Source organism: Candidatus Enterococcus ikei, assembly GCF_017316105.1.
GTDB lineage: Bacteria > Bacillota > Bacilli > Lactobacillales > Enterococcaceae > Enterococcus_L > Enterococcus_L ikei.
On record NZ_JAFLWD010000017.1, the window covers coordinates 48,775 to 64,086 of the forward strand.

The 15,312-nt window shown below is 34.8% G+C and carries 15 protein-coding genes; all 15 read left to right on the forward strand.

Annotation, left to right across the window (positions count from 1 at the left end; genetic code table 11):
* Nucleotides 1-10 precede the first annotated feature (10 nt).
* The 15 genes from essB to JZO69_RS08030 all read left to right on the forward strand — a co-directional run bounded on the left by essB (nt 11) and on the right by JZO69_RS08030 (nt 15,286).
* Complete coding sequence (essB, locus tag JZO69_RS07960; protein ID WP_207112352.1) at nt 11-1,183, forward strand: type VII secretion protein EssB; 1,173 nt, start codon at nt 11-13, stop codon at nt 1,181-1,183.
* Entirely contained in the window at nt 1,164-5,609 is a 4,446-nt protein-coding gene (gene essC, locus JZO69_RS07965; RefSeq protein ID WP_207112353.1) for a type VII secretion protein EssC, read from the forward strand. Before essB ends, essC begins: the two co-directional genes overlap by 20 nt.
* Nucleotides 5,606-6,007, forward strand: coding sequence for a DUF4176 domain-containing protein (locus JZO69_RS07970; RefSeq protein WP_207112354.1), 402 nt, complete (start codon nt 5,606-5,608; stop codon nt 6,005-6,007). Before essC ends, JZO69_RS07970 begins: the two co-directional genes overlap by 4 nt.
* A gap of 11 nt (nt 6,008-6,018) precedes the next feature.
* Nucleotides 6,019-6,273 carry a hypothetical protein gene (locus JZO69_RS07975; protein ID WP_010761880.1) on the forward strand — a complete coding sequence of 85 codons (255 nt, stop codon included), beginning with the start codon at nt 6,019-6,021 and terminating at the stop codon, nt 6,271-6,273.
* A 12-nt stretch (nt 6,274-6,285) separates the two neighbouring features.
* Entirely contained in the window at nt 6,286-6,648 is a 363-nt protein-coding gene (locus JZO69_RS07980; RefSeq protein WP_207112355.1) for a hypothetical protein, read from the forward strand.
* A complete protein-coding gene (locus JZO69_RS07985) occupies nt 6,639-8,201 on the forward strand; it encodes a T7SS effector LXG polymorphic toxin (RefSeq protein ID WP_207112356.1) in 1,563 nt (520 codons plus the stop codon). The genes JZO69_RS07980 and JZO69_RS07985 overlap by 10 nt, the downstream gene beginning before the upstream one ends.
* A 2-nt stretch (nt 8,202-8,203) precedes the next feature.
* Entirely contained in the window at nt 8,204-9,085 is an 882-nt protein-coding gene (locus tag JZO69_RS07990) for a DUF4176 domain-containing protein (protein WP_347401581.1), read from the forward strand.
* A 47-nt stretch (nt 9,086-9,132) separates the two neighbouring features.
* Nucleotides 9,133-10,023 carry a hypothetical protein gene (locus tag JZO69_RS07995; RefSeq protein WP_207112357.1) on the forward strand — a complete coding sequence of 297 codons (891 nt, stop codon included), beginning with the start codon at nt 9,133-9,135 and terminating at the stop codon, nt 10,021-10,023.
* On the forward strand, nt 10,016-10,348 hold the full coding sequence (locus JZO69_RS08000; protein WP_207112358.1) for a DUF4176 domain-containing protein: 333 nt from the start codon (nt 10,016-10,018) through the stop codon (nt 10,346-10,348). The genes JZO69_RS07995 and JZO69_RS08000 overlap by 8 nt, the downstream gene beginning before the upstream one ends.
* Before the next feature lie 124 nt (nt 10,349-10,472).
* The gene (locus JZO69_RS08005; protein ID WP_207112359.1) at nt 10,473-11,780 is read left to right on the forward strand and encodes a T7SS effector LXG polymorphic toxin; all 1,308 of its coding nucleotides are present in this window, start codon (nt 10,473-10,475) and stop codon (nt 11,778-11,780) included.
* Complete coding sequence (locus tag JZO69_RS08010) at nt 11,774-12,517, forward strand: hypothetical protein (protein ID WP_207112360.1); 744 nt, start codon at nt 11,774-11,776, stop codon at nt 12,515-12,517. Before JZO69_RS08005 ends, JZO69_RS08010 begins: the two co-directional genes overlap by 7 nt.
* 2 nt (nt 12,518-12,519) lie before the next feature.
* On the forward strand, nt 12,520-12,852 hold the full coding sequence (locus tag JZO69_RS08015; protein ID WP_207112361.1) for a DUF4176 domain-containing protein: 333 nt from the start codon (nt 12,520-12,522) through the stop codon (nt 12,850-12,852).
* A gap of 175 nt (nt 12,853-13,027) precedes the next feature.
* The gene (locus JZO69_RS08020) at nt 13,028-13,792 is read left to right on the forward strand and encodes a hypothetical protein (protein WP_207112362.1); all 765 of its coding nucleotides are present in this window, start codon (nt 13,028-13,030) and stop codon (nt 13,790-13,792) included.
* Nucleotides 13,793-13,794: 2 nt separating this feature from the next.
* Nucleotides 13,795-14,304 carry a hypothetical protein gene (locus JZO69_RS08025; RefSeq protein WP_207112363.1) on the forward strand — a complete coding sequence of 170 codons (510 nt, stop codon included), beginning with the start codon at nt 13,795-13,797 and terminating at the stop codon, nt 14,302-14,304.
* Between the two features lie 4 nt (nt 14,305-14,308).
* Nucleotides 14,309-15,286, forward strand: coding sequence for a hypothetical protein (locus JZO69_RS08030; protein ID WP_207112364.1), 978 nt, complete (start codon nt 14,309-14,311; stop codon nt 15,284-15,286).
* The last annotated feature ends 26 nt before the right edge of the window (nt 15,287-15,312 follow it).

The window sequence follows — 15,312 nt, forward strand, 5'->3', positions numbered from 1 at the left end:
GGCCTAAAACGTGAGTGAAGTAAAAGATATATCAGAAAAAATAGATATCCAAGTTCAAAAAGATAAGGTGCTGGTTACGCTACAAGCGAATCAATATCGCTTATCAGAGCTGGATCAGTTTCAAGCGGTTCTTCAAAAAAGAGAGACGCTATTAGCGGGAGAAATGTTGGAGGCAACTGAAGAACAATTAGTTTTGTCTTATGATAAAGATAATTATGCCGTATCGATCGAAGATGCAGTACGGAAAATGTCGTCAATCAATCGATTGCTCTTAGCGCAAAAAGTTCGTTTTATTGAGCCGTTTATCCATTCAACGATTCAACCATTTATCCATCCAAGAAATATTTTTCTTTTTGGAGAAGAGTTATCCATTGCACATAGAGGATTTATGAATTTAGTTGTACCCTATGTGACAAATGAAGAAGACTTTTTAAAACAGTATCGTGCTTTGATTCTGTTTATTCTTCATCCAAAATTAGATTTTGAACGGTTGATCGAAGGGGCTGGAACATTACAAGATCCACTGTCTAAAAATATTCAAGCGGCTCTTTCACCAGAAGAAATCGATCAAATGATCAGTGAACAAGTCGTTATCCAAAAAATGAAACAAGAAAGACAAAATCAACTGGTAAACAAAAAAAGCTACACATTGTTTAAATGGGGCAGTCTAGTATTATTGGTTGCAACGCTTATCTTAGGTTTCTTCGTTGGGAATTATGCACTAAAAGAAGTTCCTACACAAGAAAGAATTATTACGGCAGAAGCAAATTATATCGCCAATGACTATTCAGGCGTGTTAAACACACTGAAGGAAGATACACCAGAAAACCTGCCTAAAAGTGCGCAATATGTATACGCAGTAAGCTCGATCCAATTAGATAATTTATCGAATGAACAAAAAGAGATGATTTTAAATAATATTTCTCAAAAATCAAATGAAAACACGCTTTTATACTGGATCTATATTGGAAAAGGCTCATTTGAAAAAGCCCTTGATATTGCCCAAAATGTAGGAGATAACCAATTCATTTTACATGCCTATACGAAACTGTATGACGCAACAAAACTAGATACAAAAATGAATGGTGAAAAGAAACAAGAGCTATTGACGAAATACGAAGAAGCGATTGCTAAATATATGAAATTATTAGGAGGGGCAACTGATGATTCTGAAAACAAATAAAACTGAAGATGAGTCAACTGTTCCTATTGATGACCAAATGCAACCTGCAACCGATGTTCTTTTTGATGTTTTCTATTTTGGTGATGACTTTTCGCACCATCAATTAACGACAGCCAAACAAGAACGAGTGATCGACGGACATTCAGTATCTTATGACGGGCAGAAAGTGTTACTTGATAACAAGCCGTTCGAAAAAAATAATCCTAAATTTATTATTGTAAAACCAACGGACTATCAAACAATTACAACAAACAAACCTAAAAAAGACTTTACGATTTCTAGTAGAGCTTCTTCAGCGATCAGCTTGCCAACGGCAGCATTTATTTCGGTCTCTGTTGAGCCTAAGACAAATCGTTATAGTATGGATATTTACGCAAATAAAGAGGCTATCTATTTTAACGGAAAACAAGTTGTCAAGGGTACCTTTGATTTCAACACTGGCGATCAGCTAGTGATTGATAAACTGATCATAGAAGTAAGGGAAAAACAATTAAAGGTAACGAATTTAGGTTCTGACTTTAAATTGAATCCATTTGAAATCATTGAACAAAGCTATGAACCTGAATACCCTTCAGAATTTCCGTTATTCAGACGAAGCCCGCGTATCCATCTAAAAGAACCGAAGATGGAAGTAGAAGTAACAACACCCACACCGAAAGAAAAGGAAGGAAAAAATGAACTATTAAGAACCCTTGTCCCTCCTTTAGGAATGGTGGTTTTAAGTGGTGCTACCAGCTTTTTAAGTGGCGGAAATCCGATCATGATGCTCAGTATGGGTGGCGCTAGTTTATTAACGGCAGGTTTTTCTGTTTCGAGTTATTTTACGAATAAGAAAGAAACCAAAGAGAAAAATGAACGTAGCGAAGGCTCTTATAGACAATACCTGATTCAGAAAAAAGGGGATATTTCCCTTTTACAACAAGAACAAGAGCATGCTCTTACGTATATGTATCCTTCAATGAATGATCTTGCCTTGATGGCTAAAGACTATCAGGCACGGATCTATGAGCGCATGACAACCAATGAAGATTTCTTAAAAGTCCATGTTGGAGCTGGGGAAATCAAGTCAAGTTTTTCCGTGAGATACCAACCAAATGAAGAAAGCGAATTGAGTTCGTTAGCAGAGAAGCAGCTTGTTTGGCCCTATCAACAATTAGAAGCAGCGCCGATCGTTATTCCTTTAATGGATCAAACAGTTGGTCTAGCCGGGAATTATCCAGTATTACGGACAGCTGTTCAAACACTCTTATTCCAAATTTCAATGCTGCATTCGTATCGAGATGTTGAATTTGTGACATTGGTTCCTGAAAATGACTATGATACTAATTGGCATGCGTGGCGCTGGCTACCTCATTTGAAGATTCGCAGTTTGAATCTAAGAGGGATCATCCACAATGCTCAAACACGGGATATGGTACTTAACTCGTTTTATCAAATTTTAACGAAAAGAAGACAAGAACTGAAAGAAAATAGCAATGAAAAGATTCGTTTCCAACCGCATTATGTATTCTCTATTTTAGAAGAGAGCTGGTTATCTGGACATGGGCTAAATGAATTTTTAGCAGAAGATATGAGTCCCTATGGTGTGACCGTGATTTGGGGGAAAGATGCCTTACCGATGTTGCCTGAGACAACGACGACCTTGATCGATTATCAAAGTAGTGAAGCGGCAATCTTGATCAACCAAAACAATGAGTATGTGAATCAAGCGTTTGTACCGACTCATTTACCGACTGCTTATCCGATTGAAGAAGCATTGCAGAGATTGGCGAATTTACATCATGTTGAAGTGGAGAAGAATGCTGTTCCTGAAAGTTTAGATTTATTAGAGCAATATGAAGTGAAAAGAATTGAAGAATTACAGATTAACAACCGTTGGTTAGAGGCAGAACCAAACAAATCTATTCGCTCATTGATTGGTTGGAGAGGAAAATCTGATTATGTGTATTGGGATTTACATGAACGAGCACATGGACCACATGCATTAGTTGGAGGAACAACTGGTTCAGGGAAATCTGAATTTTTAACAACTTATTTAATTGGTTTAGCAATCAATTTTTCACCAGAAGATATTGGAATGCTGATTATTGACTGGAAAGGTGGCGGAATTGCCAATACCTTAGATAAATTACCCCATTTTATGGGAGCAATCACAAATTTAGATGGCGCAGGAACTGCCAGAGCTCTAGCGAGTATCAAGGCAGAATTAAATAAGAGACAAAGAGAGTTTGCTAAATATGGTGTGAACAATATCAATGGTTACATGAGTTTATACAAACAAAGACATACTCCAAAAGAAGATATCATTTATCCTGAAAAACCATTACCACATCTAATCTTAGTTTCAGATGAATTTGCAGAGTTAAAGGCTAATGTTCCAGAATTTTTAGATGAATTAACGTCTGTTGCCCGAATTGGTCGTTCGTTAGGTGTACATTTAATTTTAGCTACTCAGAAGCCATCAGGTGTGGTTAATGATCAAATTGAAGCAAATAGTACAAGTAAAATTGCTTTAAAAATGGCTAGTGTTCAAGATTCTAACGAGCTTTTAAAAACACCAGATGCTGCACAAATTACTAATCCAGGTCGAGGCTATCTTAAGGTTGGCGAAAATGAGGTATATGAACTTTTCCAAAGTGGTTATGCTGGTGTTCTTTATGATCCAGATAAGACTATGGAAGAAGTTGTAGATGAACGAATTTTTAAAATTAATGATTTAGGTCAAACAGAATTACTTTATGATCCAGATGAGAATATCGTACAAGGAAAAGATACGAGTGATTTGCCAACACAATTAGAAGCGGTGATTGAAACAATAGGACAAATTTTTGAACAATCAGAGTTCACAATTCCTGATAAACCGTGGTTACCTAATCTTAGTGAACAAATAACAACACCGACTATCGAAGAAGCAAAACAAAGAAATGTAACTATTCCGCTAGGGTTGTTGGATATTCCATCTGAACAAGCACAGAAGGTTTATCATTACAATTTAGAAAAAGCAAGTCATACTGCTATTTTTTCAAGTCCTGGTTATGGTAAATCGACACTTTTACAAACGTTAACTATGAATTTAGCACGTCAAAACACACCAGAACAAGTTCAATTTAATCTATTGGATTTTGGGAATAATGGATTGTTACCATTAAAAGATTTACCTCATATAGCAGATATTGTCACGCTAGAAGAAGATGAAAAATTACAAAAAATGCTAGATAGAATCTCTGACTTGCTTGCTGAACGAAAAGGTTCGTTTAAAAAGAATGGTGTTGCAAGTATTGTACAATATGAAGCAAAAACTCAATCGAAGTTACCGATCGTTATTAATATCTTAGATGGATATGATGGATTAAGTGTAGAGGACAATCGGAAGGATAAGATTGATGAAGTATTACTTCAACTATTAAGAGATGGTGCAAGCTTAGGAGTTTATTTAATTATGACGGCAAGTCGCTCTGGTAGTATTCGTATGAATATGATGGGTAACATTGCAACTAAAATTGCGTTATACTTAAATGATGAAACCGAACTGAGCACATTATTGGGTAGAGAGACCCTTGCTGCTCAGGCAATTAATGGACGAGGACAAGTGATGCTTGATATACCAACATCAGTGCAATTCTATCTTCCGATTGAAGGTGAGAATAGTTCTGATGTATTAGAAAATCTGGAAAAAGAAGTAACTCGTATGGACCAAGACTGGACAGGTGAACGTCCAGAGAAGATACCGATGGTTCCAGAAGAATTAACTATTCAAAATTTTGTTTCATTCGTAAAAGAAAGAGAAAACAATAATCTGTATCTTGGGTTAAATAAATTATCTTCATTAGTAGAAAAATTTCCGATATTCCAAGGAAAGACTTTAGGAATATTTACCTCATCGAATAAACAATTTAGATTAATGATGCCTTGGATTATGCAACAAATCAATGAATGGAAAGAAGAAAATGATATCATTTTAATTGATGCAGCAGGAACGTTGGAAGAAAAAGCAACATATGTGTCGACATATATTGATCGAATGAAAGTTACCCAACAAAACTATGAATTAAAAGAATCGTTAGAAGCCATGTTGTTAAATGATTCAAGTCAAAGAATCGTAATAATCAACGGCATTGCAGAATTAGTAGACAAACTATTCTTAAATCCAGAAGAAGTCGCATTTCTTTTAAATGGTGGTAATGATCACTTGCAACTTTTATTTATAGATAGTTTGACTAAAGTTGGAAATACGTATGGCGGATTGACGAATATGGTGAAAGAAAGTGTGTATCAAATTCTATTTGGTGGTAGTTTACAAAATCAATTATTTATAGAGAATTTACCATATACACAAAAAAATGTTGTCGTTCCTCGCAATGTACTTCATAGTTTGAAGGATGATTTATTCGAAGATATTGTTATACCGATGGAGGTAGGAGAATGAGAGAAGAAATGAGCACGCCCTTTTTGCCTCTAGGGAGTATTTTACGATTAGAAGAACCTGAAAATGACCAAATACTTTATGTAGTAGTCGCTCGAGCTATTGCGAAAAATGAAATGGACGAAATTTTTTCAAGATATAAAGTTGCGCCCCACCCATTTGGCGATGTACCAAGCCAAGAAGTATTCACGATCAGTGCTGACCAAATTGCTGAGGTTATTTTTGAAGGCTATTCAGATCAAAAAGATCAAGAATTTTTAGAGGATTTGTTAGTAAAAATGGCCAACGGTCCTATAGTTGTTCCAGAAGCACCCGTACCAGAAGTGATTCAAGAACCCGAACCAATTTTGGATGAAGCGGAACAATTACAAGAAGATCCATTTTATAAATTTAGAGAGTAAGGAGAGAGAGTATGGGGAAGATTGCATCAAATGAAGGAGCGGCTCAAAATGCAGTTGCAGGAATTAGCAAAGTTTCCGTTAAAAGTGGAAAGACCTGTTCTTTAGGAAGAAGTAACATTTCTAGTATGAAACAGGGAGCTAAAGTAAGTAATCAGATTTTATCCGATTTATCGAAATTAGTTAGTTGTGTAAACGAACAAGCCAATAAATTCCCTAAACTTGCGGCAGTTATTGCTTCTCGTGATAGTCAAACGAGATTTAAGTAGGGAGGAAAACGTATGGCACAAGATAAAAATGAGAAGTTAAGATCGGAGTATACGCAAAAAATTGTTGAGAAAGAACGTCAAATTGACGATTTGAATAGTGAAAAACGACAGATTCAAGAAGTATTTGAGTCATTAGAAACGGAACTAACTCGAAATTTCCGACAACTACAAGAATTAAATGATGAATTAATAAAAGAAGGGAGTTCTTCTGCTCGATGGGAGCAAGAAGAACTTCATGGGAAAAAGAAGCATTTTGGACAATTTTTTAAGGAACAAAAGCAAGAATTAGCAGAAATGTATACAAAATCAGTTGAAGAGCTAAACGAAGAACGCACAGAAATCCAGAAAGAAAGGAATGAATTAACATGGGATTAGTCTATTCAAGCGGAGACTCTTCAAAATTGATGAGTGCCATGTCTAGTAATTTATCGACGGCAAAAAGTACCGTGAGTGATTTACGATCAGGAAGCCAACGCTTAACCGCAGCCGTGGATGGACGTACCTTGTCAGGTGCGGCATATAATGCGGGAAAAGGATTATTTTCAGAACTAATCCTTCCGACGATAAGTCGTGTTACCACATCAATGGACGGTATACAAAATGATTTAGTAAAATATACAGGAGCGAATGCAGCGATTTCAAGTGAAGGTTTTCTAGATGAAGATAAGTTGAACATGCAGATGCAACTTTTGAAAGCATCTAAAGCTTCTTTAACTGCTTCAGCAAATGCAGCAGGAAATCTAGCGGCAGGAAATCCAGTACCAGGATTGAAAGATATGTTAAAGCATGCGCAAAATCGGTTGAATCGTATGGCAAATAGTATGCAAGATGATATTGATAAGGTACAGAAAAAAATTAAGAAGTTACACGATTTTTCTAGTCAGACGAATGGACTTTTTAGTAATAGCTTAAATGAGTTAAGTATTGCGATGCAAGGTGTGCTTGTATTGAGTGGAACGACCGTTAATAGTGACGGTTCTTATTCATTGCCAAAAGGAACGGATAAAAGTTGGTTTTCAAAAATGCATCCAAATTCAAACAAGATTCTTGGACAATCGTCTACTAATGCTTTTCTGGAATTGTATAAGCAAACAGAAGCTTTACTAAAACCGGTAAAAGGAGGCAAAACAGATAATATTAAACGTTTTGAAATGTTGTTAAAACTTTATCCAGCTTCTGTAGTAAAAAAACTGCTTGCAAATGATGAATTTTGGATGTTAGCGAATAAACTTCCTTCTGGGTGGCAAACTAAACTAATTAATGGACTAGCTAAGTATGAAGCCTTTGGGAAGGCTGTAGTACAAGGAAAATGGATTCCTAAAGTAGATACATTAGGAAAAGCTTACGAATACTTTGGTAAAATTACGAATCCAATCAAAACCTGGGTGGGCGAGAGTCTCAAAAATTCCCAATTTGTTCAAGGTGCAAAACAGTGGGGTGTAGCAAAAGGGTTAGGAACAGCTGCTAGAGTCGCGACCTATGCACAACTAGGAATTACTTTTGTATCAAGTGGAGTAGACGCATATGGAAAGACAGGAAGTATTGGAAAAGGAGTTATCAGTGGGGGAATAGATACAATGAAGAGTATTGGGCCCCTTGAAGGAATGACATTAGGAGCTACTTGGGGTACGGCAGTTCCTGGAGTAGGTAATGTAGTTGGAGCTGCTGTAGGAGGTGCAGTTGGGTTAGTTAATGTTGGAATTCAATTCTTCTGGCCAAATGCCTATGATAATCTTAAAGATGGAGCATACAATTTATATGATAAAACAACAGGAAAAGTCAAAGATATTTCTAATAATATTGGAAAAGGAGTTAGTCAAGGAGTAGAGACCGTTAAGAATGTTTATAAAGATGTACAAAATGCAGGTAAATCAATAGGAAAGGCACTATCTTCTGTTAAATTTCCAGAGATTAAGTTTGGGTGGTAGAAGTGAACTTTAAACTAATGAATGCGAGTTTTGAAGAGAGTTTAAATCTACAAGATGATAATTTAGTAAAATATATGGTAGAGGACGTCGAGAAACCTGGAGTGAAAGAAAAACCTATTTTATTAAAGTTCCTTGCGATTTTGTTTATTGCGTTGCTTTACGGTATGTGTATGTTAGTCAAATACTTTATTGAACATCCAGACCCTAGTAGCCCTGTTTCAGTTCCTAAAGTAAACTTACTACCAACATATATTTTTTGGGGATTTTTGATTGTATTCATAAGTATTTGGACAATGACTCTTGTGAAGAGGAACAAAAGTACTAAGTTCTTCTTTGGTTATATTAATACGGTTAACTATGTATTTTGGTTAGTGATAGAAGTAAATTTATTTTTTTTAACCCTCCTTCTAAGTTCCTTAACTTTTTATGGTGTTATAGCATTAGCTTGTTTCTTAGGATTGATTGGTTACATTATTTTTAGAAGTAAATCGAAGTCATTAGAAAAACAATTGTTTAATATAGAATTAAAATCAGATAAGATTGATAACATCATTCAAAAAATGTTTAAGTTCTTATTTAAGTATGGATGGATTGTTGTAATTTTAGTAATTTTGTGGAAGTTCATTTTTCCAAATATCAACGGTATTCGAACTGATTTAGTAGGATTTGTTGGTATTGTAACTATGTGGGTTGTATTTGATATTGGATTTATTGTTCTAGAAGCATATTTATTTATTCCATATTTATTGTATGGATACTATAGATATAAATACCCAGAAGAATACAGAGATTGGGAAGGAAAGACCCAATTAGAATGGTATGGAGAGAAATACTTCAATAAACATATTAAAGGAACCGCGAAAGAGGAGAAAGTAAATAGTTAGAGACAAAATATTTATTTTTTTCCAGAGATTAAGTTTGGGTGGTAAAGGTGAGTAAATTTAAATTAATGAATGCAAGTTTTGAAGAGAGCCTTAATCTCTCAGATGATTCCCTAATATCTTTTATGGAAAAAGATACTAGTAATCGAGGTATTTATAATGGCAAGAATAAAATTGGTATCACAATAATTGCGATAATTATGTTTAGCTTTAATTTTTTTATTTCTATGATTGTTCAGATAGGAATAGATGGTAAACTGGGTGAAAGTACTTTACCTCAACCCGATATTAATTTTTTACCTCTGTGGGTACCCATAGGACTACTTATTATTTGGTTAGTAATTTGGTTGTTACTGAAGAGGAATAATTATTATAGAATAAGTATATATCGGAGAATGCTTACCATCAATAATTATATGATTTGGCTAATACTGGAGGCAAATTTGTTTTTTTTAACTTTCTTTTTAACGACATTAACTTTTTTTGGAGCCGTAGCGATTTTTTGTTTCTTAGCTCTGACTGGTTATATTATTTTTAGAAGTAAGGCTAGGTCTCTAGAAAATAATTTATTTGGTGAGAAGTTAAAACTAGACAAAATTGATGATTTTATTCAAAAGATAATTAATTTTTTATTCAAGTATGGATGGATCGTAGTCATTATAGTAATTCTATGGAAATTCATTTTTCCCAATACAACAGGTGTACGTACAGATATTGTAGGTCTAGTAGGGGTTATTGCGATGTGGCTTATAGTTGATATTGCTTTTATCTTCGCAGAAGCGTATTTATTTCTGCCATATTTATTGTATGGATATTATAAAAATAAGTATCCAGAAGAATACAGAAAATGGGAAGGGAAGACCCAATTAGAATGGTATGGAGAGAAATATTTTAACAAACATATCAAAGGAACAGAGAAAGAGGAGAAAACAAATGACTGAAACAAAAAAATTATTACCCTTAGGAAGTGTTGTTTTACTTGAAGAGGGACTTCAAAAACTGTTGATTGTAGGTCGTGGAGCAATTTATACAGACCAGACTACAGGAAAAGATACTTTTGCAGATTATATGTCAGTATTGTATCCAACGGGACTGAATCCAGAAACGACAATTTTCTTTAATCATGAAAATATAGATAAAGTGGTATTTGAAGGGTATTCAGATGAAGAAGAAGAAAGATTTATGGAAGTTTATGCAGAATGGAAAGATGGATTAGATGCACAAGATAAAGAAATAGGCAATCCAAATGAGTCAATTGGATTCTAAAAAATATAAGCCTAAATAACTATATTCTCTTAAATAAAGAAGCTAACGCCATATGTTTTAGCTTCTTTATTTAAACTATAGAACTACTGATATCAAAAATCCAGAAAGAAAGGAATGAATTAACATGGGATTAGTCTATTCAAGCGGAGACTCTTCAAAATTGATGAGTGCTATGTCTAGTAATTTATCGACGGCGAAAAGCACCGTGAGTGACTTACGATCAGGAAGTCAGCGCTTAACCGCAGCCGTGGATGGACGTACCTTGTCAGGTGCGGCATATAATGCAGGAAAAGGATTATTTTCAGAACTAATCCTTCCAACGATAAGTCGTGTTACCACATCAATGGACGGTATACAAAATGATTTAGTAAAATATACAGGAGCGAATGCAGCGATTTCAAGTGAAGGTTTTCTAGATGAAGATAAGTTGAACATGCAGATGCAACTTTTGAAAGCATCTAAAGCTTCTTTAACTGCTTCAGCAAATGCAGTTGGAAATCTAGCGGCAGGAAATCCAGTGCCAGGATTGAAAGATATGTTAAAGCATGCGCAAAATCGGTTGAATCGTATGGCAAATAGTATGCAAGATGATATTGATAAGGTACAGAAAAAAATTAAGAAGTTACACGATTTTTCGAGTCAGACGAATGGACTTTTTAGCAATAGCTTAAATGAGTTAAGTATTGCGATGCAAGGTGTGCTTGTATTGAGTGGAACAGTTGTTAATAGTGACGGTTCTTATTCATTGCCAAAAGGAACGGATAAAAGTTGGTTTTCAAAAAACTATACTGGAAAAGATGCTGGAAAGGATTTTTTAGATAGTACGTTTAATGTCAAAGAAATTTCTAAAGAAAGTCTTGGTGGCGCTCTGGATGCAGTTAAGGGAAAAGTAATTAAAGAAGGTAAAAATATTGGTAGATCTTTGGCTGCTAAATTGCAGCCTAGATCTACGCTAGGTACTTTTGTAAAAGATGAATTCGGACCAAGGAAATGGGTAACATCGAAGTTAAAAAGTGTATCAAATCCAGCCAGTAAAGCAATAGGTAATGTTGCAAAATGGGGCGGTAGAGGTTTGATAGCTTTGGGTGCTTATGAAGAATTTAGAGAATTTAATAATGAGCATCATAATGTTGGACGAGCAATAACATATAGTGCAGTAGCTACCGGAGTTGGAGTAGCTGCCGGAGCAGTAGTTGGAGCAGTAGTGGGCGGACCAGCACTAGTGGGTATAGGTGCTGCTGTAGTGGCTGGAGCCGTTGTATCAGTTGGTGTAAAAGCGGCTTATAATAATTTTAAACCGTTTAAAAATTTAGTTGATGGTACGGGAGATGCATTGAATAGTGCTGGAAACAAGATTAAAGAAGGTGTGGGGAAACTAGGAAGGGCAATGGGAAATCCACTGGGCTCACTTAAAGGAGCATTTGGATGGTAGCACAAACTTATGACAAATTTCTTATTGAAACGGCTCAAAGAATTGATATTAGATATTATTTGATTAAAGTTCATGAAAAATATTATGTAATTGATTACTCTAACCCAAGAAATATAAAAAATTATTTTCCAGGTTTATTTAAAGAAACAATAAGTCAATGGAAAATATATGATGTTACAGATATCAAAGAGGATATTAAAATAAAAAAAAGTTTTTTTCATCGAATTCAATATAATATACAAACAAAAATTGCTTGGGTATCCATTATATTTATATTGGTTTTATTAAATGGTATGTTATTCCCCCAATTTATTAATTTCATGGATTTAACATATAATCCTCAAATTTTTCAGCATTGGAAGTTAGTTCTATTTTTAATTATAATGGGTTATCTTATAGGAGTGTTGTTTTTAATTTTTACTAAGCAATCAACATTACCTTTGAATGAAGCTGAATCATTCATACTAAAGCAGGTAAAAAAAGAAAAAAAAGATAGAAAATGGTATCTTGGTTGGGTGGATCGACTGCCTAATTCAATAAGGTGGATTATTTCAGTATTTTTTGTTGTTCCATTTTTTGTGGCACTTGGTATAGGCCGACCGCAATCTTCAAATTATGTACAACTTTTGTTTTTAGGCGTTATCCCACTATACTCATTGCTATTTTCATCATTTATCAGTTTCAATCCCATAGAAAATAGGGAGAAATATCAAATTATAAAAAGCGAGGAAAAGTAATTATGTTACCAACATTACCGATAGGAAGTATTGTTTATTTAGCAGAAGGAAATCAAAAAATTATGATTTTAAATAGAGGACCGTTAGTTGAACAAGATAGTGAAAAAGTATTTTTTGACTATACAGGTGCGTTATATCCAGCAGGTTTAGATCCAGACCAAGTTTTTTATTTTAATAAAGAGGATATTGATGAAGTTGTTTTTGAAGGTTTTAAAGATGAAGACGAGCAACGTTTTGTTACTTTGTATGAAAAATGGGTAACTAAGAATACTGGGAATATTAAAAGAGGAATTGTAGATAATAACAATTCAAATGATGAAAGTTATGGATTTTAAAAATATGTATCAAAAACAAAGATGCTAAGAACACATAATTTAGCATCTTTGTTTGATTTATTTTAAACAGCTAAACGAAGAACGCTCAGAAATCCAGAAAGAAAGGAATGAACTAACATGGGATTAGTCTATTCAAGCAGAGACTCTTCCAACGATACGTCGTGTTACCACATCAATGGACGGTATACAAAATGATTTAGTAAAATATACAGGAGCGAATGCAGCAATCTCAAGTGAAGGTTTTCTAGATGAAGATAAGTTGAACATGCAGATGCAACTTTTGAAAGCATCTAAAGCTTCTTTAACTGCTTCAGCAAATGCAGCTGGAAATTTAGCGGCAGGGAATCCAGTGCCAGGATTGAAAGATATGTTAAAGCATGCGCAAAATCGATTGAACCGCATGGCAAATAGCATGCAGGATGATATTGATAAGGTACAGAAAAAAATTAAGAAGTTACATGATTTTTCTAGTCAGACGAATGGACTTTTTAGCAATAGCTTAAATGAGTTAAGTATTGCGATGCAAGGTGTGCTTGTGCTGAGTGGAACGACCGTTAATAGTGACGGTTCTTATTCATTGCCAAAAGGAACGGATAAAAGTTGGTTTACAAGTAAAAAAGATGCATCAGCAATGAAAAACTCGCCATCCTATGCTGTAGCAAATATGCCAAAAAATATGACACCAAAAGAGGCAGAAAACTGGCTAATCGAGAATCTTAAAAAATTTGGGCCAGATTTCTTAGATTATTTAAAAGATGGACATGAGCTTGCAGAAGCTGGTATAAGCTTTAGAAATGGACGGACATTTTTAAATGGAGTAGCGATCTCACAAGATGCACTAGGGCGTCTGAAATGGGGGATAGATTCCTTTTCAAGCCAACACAAAATGGTGGGTTTACTTACAAATGGGGGAAAGACCTCAAAAATAAGTCAGGAATAGATTTGTCAGAGTTTCATTATTCTAGACTTCCCGATGGTGGAATTAATTATGCTGAACTAAAAGCAGCTGGTTGGAATGGATTCAAGGAGGCATTTAATCCTGCCAATGATTTTAAAGGATGGGGAGATGCATCTAAAGTTGGTAAGTTTGGAAAAGGTCTAGGAATTCTGGGAACAGTTGTAACCGTAGGAAATAATTTTTCAGACAATATAGATTTATCTGATGGACTTAGTATTGGTGAAACGGTTAATTTTGCGACAGATACTGCAATTGATTTTGGATCGGGTGCAGGTGCTACTGCAGCAGGCGCAGCTATTGGTTCATTTTTCTTGCCTCCACTTGGTACTGTAGTCGGTGCAGCGACAGGTGTGTTTATTAACGAACGGCTAAATAACTGGAAATATGGTGATCCACCAAAGAGTACTGTAGACCATGTTAAGGATGGGGTTAAAAAAGTTACCAAAGGGCTCGGAGATATGTTTAGTGGTCTTAATTGGGGGTTTGGAGGTTAATTGTATGACGGTAAATAATAAAAATAAGTCTCCAAAGGAAATGAATAAAGAATATTTCAAATCATTTGTAGCTACTAGGGGAAGTATTAGCTCGTTATACATATCTTGGGCGGGCTTAGTCATTGCTCTTCTTTGTTTGATTATAACTTGGAATATAGCTGTATGGAGTTATCGAATAAGTCCAATGAAAAGTATAATGAATATTATAATTTTAAGCATAGTCATTTTCATGATATTAACGCTTTGCATGGTTAGTTTTAGAGTAACAAAAAAAATTTTGATTCTACATCAGGACTTTGCAGCTATATGGCTTACAATTTTTTCGGTCATGCTTACAATTGTGCTAATGTTCCTAGGATACACTATGACGCAGGGGACTAATGGAAATGAATTTAGATATGAATCTAAATTATCAATTATTGTTCTGTTACTATTCGGACTAACATATTTAGGTGCTCTCTTTTATAATTTTTATTGGTTAAAAAAACAATTAAAAATTGGGTTTTCAGAGAAACGTACAAATGCTAACTATTTTGCACGGTCTAAGGTTTACGAGTCAAAATCACTATGGATAATATTTGGTTTTTCAATGATAGGAGCCTTTTTAACAGGGAATTTAGCGAGAGTCTTTGGCTTGGTCTTTGGTATATTTTTAGGCGCTGTTTTTTCTAGATTAACAATAGAGCTTGCTTACTCTGCAGTTCTATTAAATAAAGACAAAGAATATTGGGTCAATTATATTGATGAGCCTGAAAAACCATGGAAAGAGACTCTAAAAAAGCGTTTAAAAAAGACATCCACATATGTGATTGTAAGTGTTCTACTGATTGTTGCTATGGTAGAAATAGAAGACAGATATAAGGTGCCTAAAGGCCTGCAGATTACATTTTCATATGTTCTCATGGCGATCCTACTCTTTTTTGTGGTAGCTTTCATAATGTGGATTATAAAAAAGGTGAGGGATAAGCGCGATAGAAAATAAAAACAGTCCAGAATCATTAAATAAAA

Bases quoted from the DNA above. Each gene is read 5' to 3' on its own strand.
- essC (WP_207112353.1), top strand. From the start codon at position 1,164: ATGATTCTGAAAACAAATAAAACTGAAGATGAGTCAACTGTTCCTATT.
- JZO69_RS07970 (WP_207112354.1), top strand. From the start codon at position 5,606: ATGAGAGAAGAAATGAGCACGCCCTTTTTGCCTCTAGGGAGTATTTTA.
- JZO69_RS07975 (WP_010761880.1), top strand. From the start codon at position 6,019: ATGGGGAAGATTGCATCAAATGAAGGAGCGGCTCAAAATGCAGTTGCA.
- JZO69_RS07980 (WP_207112355.1), top strand. From the start codon at position 6,286: ATGGCACAAGATAAAAATGAGAAGTTAAGATCGGAGTATACGCAAAAA.
- JZO69_RS07985 (WP_207112356.1), top strand. From the start codon at position 6,639: ATGGGATTAGTCTATTCAAGCGGAGACTCTTCAAAATTGATGAGTGCC.
- JZO69_RS08000 (WP_207112358.1), top strand. From the start codon at position 10,016: ATGACTGAAACAAAAAAATTATTACCCTTAGGAAGTGTTGTTTTACTT.
- JZO69_RS08005 (WP_207112359.1), top strand. From the start codon at position 10,473: ATGGGATTAGTCTATTCAAGCGGAGACTCTTCAAAATTGATGAGTGCT.
- JZO69_RS08010 (WP_207112360.1), top strand. From the start codon at position 11,774: ATGGTAGCACAAACTTATGACAAATTTCTTATTGAAACGGCTCAAAGA.
- JZO69_RS08015 (WP_207112361.1), top strand. From the start codon at position 12,520: ATGTTACCAACATTACCGATAGGAAGTATTGTTTATTTAGCAGAAGGA.
- JZO69_RS08020 (WP_207112362.1), top strand. From the start codon at position 13,028: ATGGACGGTATACAAAATGATTTAGTAAAATATACAGGAGCGAATGCA.
- JZO69_RS08030 (WP_207112364.1), top strand. From the start codon at position 14,309: ATGACGGTAAATAATAAAAATAAGTCTCCAAAGGAAATGAATAAAGAA.